The organism is Pseudomonas tritici, assembly GCF_014268275.3.
GTDB classification, from domain to species: domain Bacteria; phylum Pseudomonadota; class Gammaproteobacteria; order Pseudomonadales; family Pseudomonadaceae; genus Aquipseudomonas; species Aquipseudomonas tritici.
In genome coordinates, this window is sequence record NZ_CP077084.1 from 834,802 (window position 1) to 846,881 (window position 12,080).

Sequence of the window (12,080 nt, forward strand, 5' to 3'; positions counted from 1 at the left end):
AACTTCTCAAGTGCGGACGAGGGGGAAATCGCTGGGGAAGTTTCCACGCGATTGTTTTCAAACCCCAGAAACGAAAAAACCCGCTTTCGCGGGTTTGATCTGAATTTGGTGCCCAGGAGAAGACTCGAACTTCCACGACCTTGCGATCACCAGCACCTGAAGCTGGCGTGTCTACCAATTTCACCACCTGGGCATTATCAAGCAACGTTGCCGCTGTCGATGGGGCGAACTATACGGCGGGGTTTTTGATCTGTAAACCCCTGATTCGAAAAAATAAATCGAGTTTTGCTTTAAAAATCAAAGACCTGAAACGAAAAAACCCGCTTTCGCGGGTTTGATCTGAATTTGGTGCCCAGGAGAAGACTCGAACTTCCACGACCTTGCGATCACCAGCACCTGAAGCTGGCGTGTCTACCAATTTCACCACCTGGGCAGCATCAACAACGTTGCCGTCGTCGATGGCGCGCACTATACGGAGTGGGATTTGCACTGTAAACCCCCGCTATCAAAAAAAACTGGAAAATAGCACCGACGGGCGTGCAAGCTGTATTTCGGAAGCTGTAAAGTGCTTTTAACGGCTTGTTCGTGCCTGAAATTTCCCGTTTCAATACGCGTATGCCAAACTAACCCGTATATAGACAAGGTGAAAACTCTCTAATGGCCGATTGGCAGTCCCTCGATCCCGAGGCCGCTCGTGAAGCGGAAAAATATGAAAACCCTATTCCTAGCCGTGAACTGATCCTGGCGCATCTCGCCGATCGGGGTTCGCCTGCTAGCCGTGAGCAACTGGTTGAAGAGTTCGGTCTGACCACCGAAGACCAGCTCGAAGCCCTGCGCCGCCGTTTGCGTGCCATGGAGCGCGACGCTCAACTGATCTACACCCGCCGTGGCACCTACGCGCCTGTGGATAAGCTCGACCTGATACTGGGCCGCATTGCCGGCCATCGTGACGGTTTCGGCTTCCTGATTCCGGACGACGGCAGCGACGACCTGTTCATGAGCCCGGCGCAAATGCGCCTGGTGTTCGATGGCGACCGTGCCCTGGCCCGCGTTTCCGGCCTGGACCGTCGTGGTCGCCGCGAAGGTGTGATCGTTGAAGTGGTGTCCCGCGCCCACGAGTCCATTGTCGGCCGTTACTTCGAAGAAGGCGGTATCGGCTTTGTTGTGCCGGATAACCCGAAGGTCCAGCAGGAAGTGCTGATTACCCCGGGCCGCAATGGCGCCGCCAAGGTCGGTCAGTTCGTCGAGGTGAAAATCACCCACTGGCCAACCCCGCGCTTCCAGCCACAGGGCGATATCGTTGAAGTGGTCGGCAACTACATGGCGCCGGGCATGGAAATCGACGTTGCGCTGCGCACCTACGATATTCCTCACGTTTGGCCTGACGCGGTGCTGAAAGAAGCCGCCAAGCTCAAGCCGGTAGTTGAAGAAAAAGACAAAGAAAAACGCATCGACCTGCGTCATCTGCCGTTCGTCACCATCGACGGCGAAGATGCCCGCGACTTCGACGATGCGGTTTACTGCGAAGCCAAGCCTGGCAAGCTGCGCCTGTTCTCCGGCGGCTGGAAGCTGTTTGTCGCCATTGCCGATGTGTCCAGCTACGTGAAGATCGGTTCGGCCCTGGACAACGAAGCCCAGGTGCGCGGCAACTCGGTGTACTTCCCTGAGCGCGTGATCCCGATGCTGCCTGAGCAGCTGTCCAACGGCCTGTGCTCCCTGAACCCGAAAGTCGACCGTTTGGCCATGGTGTGCGAGATGACTATCTCGAAAACCGGCGAAATGACCGACTACCAATTCTATGAGGCGGTGATCCACTCCCAGGCGCGCCTGACCTACAACAAGGTCAGCACCATCCTGGAAACGCCGAAAACCAGCGAAGCCAAGGCCCTGCGTACCGAATACGCCGGTGTGGTTCCGCACCTCAAGCAGCTCTATGCACTGTACAAGGTGCTGCTGGGTGCCCGTCACGTACGTGGCGCGATCGATTTTGAAACCCAGGAAACCCGAATTGTCTTCGGTTCCGAGCGCAAGATCGCCGCGATCACCCCGACCACGCGTAACGATGCTCACAAGCTGATCGAGGAATGCATGCTGGCGGCCAACGTGGCCACTGCTGAATTCCTGAAAAAGCACGAAATCCCTGCGCTCTACCGCGTGCACGACGGTCCGCCGCCGGAGCGTCTGGAGAAGTTGCGTGCGTTCCTCGGTGAGCTGGGCCTGTCCCTGCACAAAGGCAAAGATGGCCCATCGCCGAAGGATTACCAGGCGCTGCTCGCGAGCATCAAGGACCGTCCGGATTACCACGTGATCCAGACCGTGATGCTGCGTTCCCTGAGCCAAGCGGTGTACAGCGCTGATAACCAAGGCCACTTCGGTCTGAATTACGAAGCCTATACCCACTTCACTTCACCCATTCGCCGTTACCCGGACCTGCTCACGCACCGTGCGATCCGTAGCGTGATCCATTCCAAGCAAAACACCCCGCACGTCAAGCGTGCCGGTGCGATGACCATTCCGAAGGCGCGGATCTATCCGTACGACGAAGCTGCGTTGGAACAGTTGGGCGAGCAATGCTCCATGAGCGAGCGCCGTGCCGACGAAGCCACCCGTGACGTAGTGAACTGGCTCAAGTGCGAGTTCATGAAGGATCGCGTGGGCGAGTCGTTCCCGGGTGTGATCACTGCGGTGACTGGCTTTGGTCTGTTCGTTGAGCTGACCGATATCTACGTCGAGGGTCTGGTGCATGTCACCGCCTTGCCGGGTGACTACTACCACTTTGACCCTGTGCATCACCGCCTGGCGGGCGAGCGCACCGGTCGTAGCTTCCGCTTGGGTGATACGGTTGAAGTGCAGGTCATGCGCGTCGACCTCGACGAGCGCAAGATCGACTTCGGTATGCCCGAAAAGCCTGCCGAGGCGCCGGGCAGCCGTAAAAAACGTGGCAGCGAGCCTGCTGCGCCAGCCAGCAAGGGCAGAGGCACTTCCGCGAAAGCGGTAGCCGCCGAGCCTGCGTCAGCCAAGGCGGGTCGTCGCTCGTCTAGCAAGGAAAAGGCTCCTGAGGCCTACCGCCCAAGCGACGCAGCGGCGAAAAACGCCGAATTGCGCAAGAGCCGCGAGTTGAAGCAGCAGTTGCTCAACGAAGCCAAAAGCGGTGGTAAAGCGGCGTCTGGGGGAAAGTCTCGCGGGGACGAAAACCCGTCGAGCAAGCCAAGTAAACACCGTAAAGGCCCGCCCAAAGCGGGTTCGGCCCCCGCGAAAAGCGGTGGATCGCGCAAACCTAAGGCCAAGTCATGAGTCTGGAAAAAATCTACGGCGTGCACGCCGTAGAAGCACTGCTGCGTCACCATCCTAAGCGCGTCAAGCAAGTGTGGCTGGCAGAAGGTCGCAGCGAGCCACGCGTGCAAGCGCTGGTCGAGCTGGCCACCCAAAACAAGGTGGCTATCGGTCAGGCTGAGCGTCGTGAAATGGACGTGTGGGTTGAGGGTGTTCACCAAGGCGTGGTTGCAGACGTCAGTCCGAGCCAGGTCTGGGGCGAAGCCATGCTCGACGAGCTGCTTGACCGTACCGAAGGTGCCCCGCTGTTGCTGGTGCTGGACGGCGTGACCGACCCGCATAACCTCGGCGCTTGCCTGCGTTCGGCGGATGCTGCCGGCGCGCTGGCAGTGATTGTGCCTAAAGACAAGTCGGCCACCCTGACGCCAGTCGTGCGTAAAGTGGCCTGCGGCGCGGCGGAAGTGATTCCGCTGGTGGCTGTGACCAACCTGGCGCGCACCCTGGAGAAACTCCAGCAGCGTGGCCTGTGGATCGTGGGTACGGCAGGCGAGGCTGAGGTCAGCATTTATGACCAAGACCTCACCGGCCCGACCATTTTGATCATGGGCGCCGAAGGTAAGGGCATGCGTCGCCTGACCCGCGAGCACTGCGATTACCTGGTGCATTTGCCGATGGCTGGCAGTGTCAGCAGTCTGAACGTTTCGGTCGCGACCGGCGTGTGCCTGTTTGAAGCCCAGCGCCAGCGTGGCGCCAAGGCTAAGACCAAGCCCAAGAAGTAATCCGGCTTGGCGCAGTTCAAAATGTGGGAGCTGGCTTGCCTGCGATAGCATCACTTCGGTATCACTGATACACCGAGGTGCCTGCATCGCGGGCAAGCCCGACTCCCACACAAGCCCGCTCCCCCATTTGCTGTGTGGTGGTTGGAGGATTGTTCAAATAATCACCAATCACCTTGCGCCCTTCCTCCCCCTTCTCTACAATTGCGCCCCTTGCCTTCCTGGCGGGCACCGATGTGCCTCCCTTTGGCAAGATCCATAAGTGTCATTCACTCCTTGTCTGACCGTTTTTGAGCGGCAGGCTACAACCCGTAAGGAGCATTCATGCGTCATTACGAAATCATCTTTTTGGTCCACCCGGATCAAAGCGAGCAAGTCGGCGGCATGGTAGAGCGTTACACCAAGCTGATCGAAGAAGACGGCGGCAAAATCCACCGTCTGGAAGATTGGGGCCGTCGTCAACTGGCCTACGCAATCAACAATGTTCACAAGGCTCACTACGTGATGCTGAACGTTGAGTGCACTGGCAAGGCCCTGGCCGAGCTGGAAGACAACTTCCGCTACAACGATGCAGTGATCCGTAACCTGGTCATCCGTCGCGAAGAAGCCGTTACCGGCCAATCCGAGATGCTCAAGGCTGAAGAAAACCGCAGTGAGCGCCGTGAGCGTCGCGACCGTCCTGAGCACGAAGGCGCTGATAGCGCTGATAGTGATGACAGCGACAACAGCGATAACGCTGACGAGTAATCCACGGACCTTTTAAGGAGCCTATCAAATGGCACGTTTCTTCCGTCGTCGTAAATTCTGCCGCTTCACCGCTGAAGACGTGAAAGAGATCGATTACAAAGATCTCAACACTCTGAAAGCCTACGTATCCGAGACCGGCAAAATCGTTCCAAGCCGTATCACCGGTACCAAAGCACGTTATCAGCGTCAGCTGGCCACCGCTATCAAGCGCGCCCGCTTCCTGGCCCTGCTGGCCTACACCGACAGCCACGGCCGCTGAGACCGGGCAGTCGACAAGTAGTAAGGGATTGAATGCATGCGCGCCTTAGCTGAGTTCATCATGCGCGGTCGTGTGCAGGCCACTCTGGTAGTGGCTGGATGTGCAGCATTGCCGTTGTTGTATTGGTTGGGTGCTGCCGCTGGATGCCTTGTGCTCCTGCGGCGCGGTTTGCAGGGCGCCGTTGGCGTCCTGGCCCTGGGAGTGTTGGCCGCCTTGATCTGGTGGCTGCAACTGGGCGAACCCAAGGTACTTCTGGTACTGCTGGGGTCGTCGAGCCTTGCGTTGGTTTTGCGCGCAAGTGAGTCCTGGGTCCGCACGCTGCTGGTCAGCGTGGCATTGGGATTGGTGTTTTCGGTGTTGATTGACGCGGCTTTCCGCCCGCAAATCGAGGCGCTGTCGCAAGAGATCGTCAAGATCCTGCCGATGGCCCTCGGGGAACTCTACCAGCAGCTGTCGGTAGATGAGCGAGCGCGACTGGCAACACTGATTGCACCGGCCCTGATCGGCCTGATGGCGGTAATGATGCAGATCGTCAGCTTGTTGAGCCTGATGCTTGGGCGATATTGGCAGGCGTTGTTGTACAACCCGGGTGGTTTTGGTCGCGAGTTTCGCAGTATCAGAATTCCCGTGGGCCCGGCGATGTTGCTGCTTGCACTCATGGTTATCGGACCGAACCTTGGTTCGCAGATGGCCTTGATGGTGCTGTTTTGCAGCGTACCGCTGATGTTCGCCGGACTGGCCCTGATTCACGGGCTGGTCGCGCAGAAGCGTCTGGCCAAGTTTTGGCTGGTGGGGTTGTACGTAACGATGTTGCTGTTCATGCAGCTGATCTATCCGTTACTCGTGGTTCTGGCCATTGTCGACGGCCTGATTGATTTTCGCGGTCGTCTGGCGCCGAAAGACGCCGATAACGCGAACGGTGAAGGTTAAAAGTTAGAGGATTTTCACATGCAACTGATCCTTCTGGAAAAAGTCGCCAACCTGGGCAACCTGGGCGACAAAGTGAACGTTAAGGCCGGCTACGGTCGTAACTACCTGCTGCCATACGGCAAAGCCACCGCTGCAACCGCTGCCAACCTGGCTGCGTTTGAAGAGCGTCGTGCTGAGCTGGAAAAAGCAGCAGCAGACAAAAAAGCTTCGGCCGAAACTCGCGCTGCCCAACTGGCTGAGCTGGAAGTGACTATCACTGCCACCGCCGGTGACGAAGGCAAGCTGTTCGGTTCGATCGGCACCCACGACATCGCTGATGCACTGACCGCCTCCGGCGTTGAAGTGCAGAAGAGCGAAGTTCGTCTGCCGAACGGCACCATCCGCAACGTAGGCGAATTCGACGTAGCCGTGCACCTGCACGCCGAAGTTGAAGCCACCGTACGCGTTGTCGTGGTAGCAGCTTAAGCAAGACCCAACTGGCTGGCACCTTGCGTGACAGCCGGTTAACATCGGGCACGATCCTGTTTACAGGTCGTGCCTTTTGTTTTTTACATACCCCTAATTCCAAGTGGCCATGAACGATATTTCAGCTCCCGAGCAATACGATCTGCAAACCGCTGCCCTGAAGGTGCCGCCGCACTCCATCGAGGCCGAACAGGCCGTGCTCGGTGGTTTGATGCTGGACAACAACGCCTGGGAGCGCGTGCTGGATCAAGTCTCGGACGGTGACTTCTATCGCCATGACCACCGCCTGATCTTCCGCGCCATCGCTAAGCTGGCCGATCAGAACTCCCCCATCGACGTCGTGACCCTTGCCGAACAATTGGACAAGGAAGGCCAGACCTCGCAAGTGGGCGGTCTCGGCTACCTTGGTGAGCTCGCAAAAAACACCCCGTCGGTCGCCAACATCAAGGCCTATGCGCAGATCGTCCGCGCGCGGGCAACGTTGCGTCAATTGATCGGCATTGCCACTGAAATCGCTGACAGTGCCTTCAACCCGGAAGGGCGTACAGCCGAGGAGATCCTCGACGAAGCCGAGCGGCAGATCTTCCAGATCGCCGAAGCGCGGCCGAAAACCGGCGGCCCGGTCAGCGTCAACGACCTGTTGACCAAAGCCATCGACCGTATCGATACCCTGTTCAACACCGACAACGCGATCACCGGCCTGTCCACCGGCTACACCGACCTGGACGGCATGACCAGTGGCTTGCAACCGGCTGACTTGATCATCGTCGCGGGCCGTCCGTCCATGGGTAAAACCACCTTTGCGATGAACCTGGTGGAAAACGCCGTTCTGCGCAGTGACAAGGCGGTACTGGTTTACTCCCTGGAGATGCCAGGTGAATCGCTGATCATGCGGATGCTTTCATCCCTGGGCCGCATCGACCAGACCAAAGTGCGTGCCGGTCGCCTGGAAGACGATGACTGGCCGCGACTGACCTCGGCCGTCAACCTGCTCAACGACCGTAAGCTGTTCATCGATGACACCGCCGGTATCAGCCCTTCGGAAATGCGCGCGCGCACTCGGCGCTTGGTGCGCGAGCACGGCGACATCGCCCTGATCATGATCGACTACCTGCAGTTGATGCAGATCCCCGGCTCCAGCGGTGACAGCCGAACCAACGAGATTTCCGAGATTTCTCGCTCGTTGAAAGCCCTGGCCAAGGAGTTCAACTGCCCAGTGGTGGCGCTGTCGCAGCTCAACCGCTCCCTGGAGCAACGGCCCAACAAGCGCCCGATCAACTCTGACTTGCGGGAATCCGGAGCGATCGAGCAGGATGCTGACGTGATCATGTTCGTGTACCGCGACGAGGTGTATCACCCGGAAACCGAGCACAAGGGCATCGCCGAAATCATCATCGGCAAGCAGCGTAACGGCCCGATCGGCACCACGCGCCTGGCGTTTATCGGTAAATACACTCGGTTCGAAAACCTTGCGCCAGGCAGTTACAACTTCGAAGACGAGTAAATGAGCGCCTCCAATTCCGACTGCAAAGGTCGGAATTGGTCAAATTTTGTGCTATATTCCGCGCCCGCGATTTTTCATCTCAACACCGGTCACCGTCATGCAAACAGCCAAGCCGTTATTTGACTATCCCAAGTACTGGGCCGAATGTTTCGGTCCTGCGCCATTCCTGCCAATGAGCAGGGAGGAGATGGATCAGCTTGGCTGGGATTCCTGCGACATCATCATCGTCACCGGTGATGCCTACGTCGACCATCCGTCGTTCGGCATGGCGATCATCGGCCGGCTGCTGGAGTCCCAGGGCTTCCGTGTCGGGATCATTGCGCAGCCGAACTGGCAGTCCAAAGACGACTTCATGAAGCTCGGCGAGCCGAACCTGTTCTTCGGCGTCGCGGCCGGCAACATGGACTCGATGATCAACCGCTACACCGCCGACAAGAAAATCCGCTCCGACGACGCCTACACCCCAGGCGGCATGGCCGGCAAACGCCCGGACCGCGCCAGCCTGGTGTACAGCCAGCGTTGCAAGGAAGCCTACAAGAACGTGCCGATCGTGCTCGGTGGCATCGAAGCCTCCCTGCGCCGCATCGCCCACTACGACTACTGGCAGGACCGCGTGCGTAACTCGATCCTGATCGACGCCACCGCGGACATCCTGTTGTACGGCAACGCCGAGCGCGCAATTGTCGAAGTTGCCCAGCGCCTGTCGTGGGGCCACAAGATCGAAGACATCACTGACGTGCGCGGCACCGCGTTCATTCGCCGTGACACGCCGGCAGGCTGGTACGAAGTGGACTCCACGCGTATCGACCGTCCGGGCAAGATCGATAAGATCATCAACCCGTACGTGAACACTCAGGACACCCAGGCTTGCGCCATTGAGCAGGAAAAAGGTCCGGTTGATGATCCGGACGAAGCCAAGGTCGTGCAGATCCTGGCCAGCCCGCGCATGACCCGCGACAAAACCGTAATCCGCCTGCCGTCGGTGGAAAAAGTCCGTGGCGACGCGGTGCTCTACGCCCACGCCAACCGCGTGCTGCACCTGGAAACCAACCCAGGCAACGCCCGCGCCCTGGTGCAGAAGCACGGTGAAGTGGACGTGTGGTTCAACCCGCCGCCCATTCCCATGACCACCGAAGAAATGGACTACGTGTTTGGCATGCCTTACGCCCGTGTCCCGCACCCGGTGTACGGCAAGGAAAAGATTCCGGCCTACGACATGATCCGCTTCTCGGTGAACATCATGCGTGGTTGCTTTGGCGGCTGCACCTTCTGCTCGATCACCGAGCACGAAGGCCGCATCATCCAGAACCGTTCCGAAGAGTCGATCATTCGCGAGATCGAAGAGATCCGCGACAAGGTCCCGGGCTTCACCGGGGTGATCTCCGACCTCGGCGGCCCGACCGCGAACATGTACCGCATCGCCTGCAAGAGCCCGGAAATCGAATCCGCGTGCCGCAAGCCGTCGTGCGTGTTCCCTGGCATCTGCCCGAACTTGAACACTGACCATTCATCGTTGATCCAGCTGTACCGCAGCGCCCGTGCGTTGCCGGGTGTGAAGAAGATCCTGATCGCCTCCGGCCTGCGCTACGACCTCGCCGTCGAGTCGCCGGAGTACGTCAAAGAGCTGGTCACCCACCACGTCGGTGGCTACCTCAAGATCGCCCCGGAACACACCGAGGAAGGTCCGCTCAACCAGATGATGAAGCCGGGCATTGGCAGCTATGACAAGTTCAAGCGCATGTTCGAGAAGTACACCAAGGAAGCGGGCAAGGAGCAGTACCTGATCCCGTACTTCATCGCCGCCCACCCCGGCACCACCGATGAAGACATGATGAACCTGGCCCTGTGGCTCAAGCGCAATGACTTCCGCGCCGACCAGGTGCAGGCGTTCTACCCGTCGCCGATGGCCACCGCCACCGCGATGTACCACTCGGGCAAGAACCCGCTGCGCAAGGTCACCTACAAAAGCGACGCGGTGACCATCGTCAAGAGCGAAGAGCAGCGCCGCCTGCACAAGGCGTTCCTGCGCTACCACGACCCGAAAGGCTGGCCGATGCTGCGTGAAGCGCTGACCCGCATGGGCCGTGCCGACCTGATCGGGCCGGGCAAGGAGCAACTGATCCCGCTGCACCAGCCGTCTACCGACAGCTACCAGAGCGCGCGTCGCAAAAACTCGACGCCGGCCGGCAGCCACAAGGTCGCCAAGGAAACCACCAAGATCCTCACCCAGCACACCGGCTTGCCACCGCGCGGCAGCGACGGCAGCAACCCGTGGGACAAGCGTGAACAAGCCAAGGCTGCGGCCATGGCACGCAACAAACAGGCGGCTAAAGAGCGCACCGACGCGGCCAAGGGCAAAGGCAAGAAGCCTGCGCGCAAGCCAGTCGTGCCGCGTTGATCGTAGCCTGAAAATGCAAAACGCCAGCCTCGTGCTGGCGTTTTGCTTTCTATTCGGTGGCGAGCCTGTTTGTTAAGGTGGCGACCATTAAATCGCCTTCGCGGGCAAGCCCGCTCCCACATTTTGATTTGCGAATACTCAAGTGTGGGAGCGGGCTTGCTCGCGAAGGCGTCGGCTCAGCCACCACCTATTTCAAGGAAGAACACCCCCATGGGCAACCCCCTGGCCGGCATCGGCATGGACTCCAACCGCTCCCAATTCATGGCGCGCCAGCGCATCGAGAGCCAGATCAACCTGCCGCGCCTGTTTGCGGCCATTGACGCTGACCCCGGCATTGTCGGCGCAGGTGTCGTGTATATCGATGCCGATTTCAACGTGATCACCCTGCGCGAGTTCAGGCCCATCTGCAGCATCAGGCCCAAGCGCATTATTTTGCGCGAGGCGCAGAAGTACATTTCGCCTGCGCAGTTTGTGGAACAAGTAAAGACCGATCCTCGGGAAGGACGCCTTCAAAAAGAGGCGTTTGATATGGGTCTTTCCTGTGGTGCGGCGGTAATCGGCTGGATCGTGGTGTTCAGCGGCAGTGTTGCGGTACCGTTCACGGCAGGTGCCAGTGCATTTGTGGTCGGCATTGGTATCACGGCGGCGCTGGCCAGCAGCGCGCAATGTGGGTTTGGCGTGGCGCGTACGTATAACGAAGTGCTTGATCCTGATGCCAATGACCGTATGGACGACGCCGAATGGTACGGCGCCGTTTCACCTATCCTTGACGCGGCCTCTTTGGTGGGCATCGGCACGGGTGCGTTGACCACCGTCAGGCTGCTCAAGGCCAACAAGGCCGCAGCATTGGGCAAGAGTTGGTACGAACTGCTCAAGGGCCTGAGCCGTCAGGAACGCAAGAAGTTGACCAAGGAACTGCTTAGCCTCAGGGACCCAAGCCTGACGCCCAAGCTACTCAAATTGCAGCAGCGCGCCGGCAAGCTGACAAAGAGCTACAGTTCCACGGAGATCCGTCATGCCACTTTGACCCAACTCAAGGATGCCTTGGGCGGGCTCTTGGGTATCTGGGGCAGCTATAGAACGGGTCACGTAGGCACTGCCGAGACCATTGCCATTGGCCTGTACGAGGACTTGACGGAATGAACGGCTTCCCCGAGATGGGCAGTTTCCTCGCCCGCTATTTCCCCGTGTTCATGGGGACGATTTTCATGGCGATCTTCTCCGGCTCAGCCTCGGTCTCCATGGCTGGCGTGACCTATTTGCGCGGTCTTGATCCCGCGCTCAAGGCCAACTATTCAGTAGGCGCGATACTGGCGCTAGTGGCGGTGCTGGTCTTTGGCAACGTCATGATCGCACGCGGCTATCCCTGGGCTACGCGGCTGGTGGCGGCTTACTTGGGCGCTTGTCTGTTGTTCGTACTGCCAATGATTCAATACGATCTCAACAAGCTGGTCTATGGCTCGGCTGTCCTCTTTCCGCTGTTGGGGTTACTGCTGCTCAATAGCAAACGCCACCGCGAAATGCGCAAAAAACTGTCCGAGATACGCCACCTGCGCCAAGCCGTAATCGCAAAGCGCAAAACCCGGTGATTGGGTAGATTCGCCACCCATCCTCACATTAACGCCACAAATATGTGCGGCGCCTGCACCACGACACCACCGTTGGCGCCGTTTTGGTGCTGTACTGCACCGGGTCCCACGATAAAGCGCAATGACGGCCGCTCTGGCA

The 12,080-nt window shown here is 59.0% G+C and carries 10 protein-coding genes and 2 tRNA genes; 10 read left to right on the forward strand and 2 right to left on the reverse strand.

All coding sequences use genetic code 11. The annotated features are described in order from the left end of the window. Positions 1–106: 106 nt before the first annotated feature. Both HU722_RS03560 and HU722_RS03565 read right to left on the reverse strand, forming a co-directional pair. Positions 107–193 (reverse strand) — tRNA-Leu (locus tag HU722_RS03560). A gap of 153 nt (positions 194–346) precedes the next feature. Beyond that, positions 347–433 (reverse strand) — tRNA-Leu (locus HU722_RS03565). Between the two features lie 224 nt (positions 434–657). On the opposite strand from HU722_RS03565, the gene rnr reads away from it, so the two are divergent. The 10 genes from rnr (at position 658) to HU722_RS03615 (ending at position 11,941) form a co-directional block, all read left to right on the forward strand. Further along, complete coding sequence (rnr, locus tag HU722_RS03570) at positions 658–3,294, forward strand: ribonuclease R (RefSeq protein WP_065874355.1); 2,637 nt, start codon at positions 658–660, stop codon at positions 3,292–3,294. Further along, complete coding sequence (rlmB, locus tag HU722_RS03575) at positions 3,291–4,052, forward strand: 23S rRNA (guanosine(2251)-2'-O)-methyltransferase RlmB (RefSeq protein WP_065889097.1); 762 nt, start codon at positions 3,291–3,293, stop codon at positions 4,050–4,052. Before rnr ends, rlmB begins: the two co-directional genes overlap by 4 nt. Before the next feature lie 321 nt (positions 4,053–4,373). Then, entirely contained in the window at positions 4,374–4,796 is a 423-nt protein-coding gene (rpsF, locus tag HU722_RS03580; RefSeq protein WP_003236224.1) for a 30S ribosomal protein S6, read from the forward strand. Between the two features lie 28 nt (positions 4,797–4,824). Next, complete coding sequence (gene rpsR, locus HU722_RS03585) at positions 4,825–5,055, forward strand: 30S ribosomal protein S18 (protein ID WP_002551829.1); 231 nt, start codon at positions 4,825–4,827, stop codon at positions 5,053–5,055. Positions 5,056–5,091: 36 nt separating this feature from the next. Beyond that, complete coding sequence (locus tag HU722_RS03590) at positions 5,092–5,985, forward strand: YybS family protein (RefSeq protein WP_065889095.1); 894 nt, start codon at positions 5,092–5,094, stop codon at positions 5,983–5,985. A gap of 18 nt (positions 5,986–6,003) precedes the next feature. Further along, complete coding sequence (rplI, locus tag HU722_RS03595; protein ID WP_003171376.1) at positions 6,004–6,450, forward strand: 50S ribosomal protein L9; 447 nt, start codon at positions 6,004–6,006, stop codon at positions 6,448–6,450. Between the two features lie 109 nt (positions 6,451–6,559). After that, on the forward strand, positions 6,560–7,954 hold the full coding sequence (gene dnaB, locus HU722_RS03600; RefSeq protein ID WP_003217484.1) for a replicative DNA helicase: 1,395 nt from the start codon (positions 6,560–6,562) through the stop codon (positions 7,952–7,954). Positions 7,955–8,051: 97 nt separating this feature from the next. Then, on the forward strand, positions 8,052–10,352 hold the full coding sequence (locus HU722_RS03605) for a YgiQ family radical SAM protein (protein WP_065874352.1): 2,301 nt from the start codon (positions 8,052–8,054) through the stop codon (positions 10,350–10,352). A 210-nt stretch (positions 10,353–10,562) separates the two neighbouring features. Continuing rightward, positions 10,563–11,495, forward strand: coding sequence for an Ssp4 family T6SS effector (gene ssp4, locus HU722_RS03610; RefSeq protein WP_065874351.1), 933 nt, complete (start codon positions 10,563–10,565; stop codon positions 11,493–11,495). Next, positions 11,492–11,941 (forward strand): hypothetical protein, encoded by a 450-nt coding sequence (locus HU722_RS03615; protein WP_065874350.1) that lies wholly within the window; start codon positions 11,492–11,494, stop codon positions 11,939–11,941. The genes ssp4 and HU722_RS03615 overlap by 4 nt, the downstream gene beginning before the upstream one ends. Positions 11,942–12,080: the final 139 nt, after the last annotated feature.